This is a genomic window from Psychrobacter sp. TB20-MNA-CIBAN-0197 (assembly GCF_040309765.1).
Lineage (GTDB): Bacteria > Pseudomonadota > Gammaproteobacteria > Pseudomonadales > Moraxellaceae > Psychrobacter > Psychrobacter submarinus.
The window spans coordinates 1-284 of the sequence record NZ_JBEOPC010000384.1; the positions used below are offsets into that span (position 1 = coordinate 1).

At 43.7% G+C, this 284-nt stretch carries 1 protein-coding gene; it reads left to right on the forward strand.

Annotation, left to right across the window (positions count from 1 at the left end):
* Positions 1-284, forward strand: a 284-nt coding sequence (locus AAEY83_RS14145) for an exodeoxyribonuclease V subunit gamma (protein WP_351059807.1), incomplete at both ends; no start/stop codon positions are given.

Genomic DNA, 284 nt, shown 5'->3' on the forward strand with positions numbered 1-284 from the left:
GTTTTGGGCCGATATCGTCGATAAATCTTGGTTACAGCGTCAACAAATCATCAATCCTGAAAGTGTGTTTTTACGGGATTATGGTCACAGTTTACTGTCGCGTTTGGGCAAGCAGTCGCGCGATACCTTTGCCATGCTTGCTAATTTGTCGGGCAATGAGCAGTACCAAGAAGAAATAGTAGAGTGGCAAGATAGCTTCGATGTTGGCGATATTAGCGATGATGGTTTAGATAATGATTGGAATGATGAGTTTGGGACTAGTGTTGATGACAGAGCCTATGAGG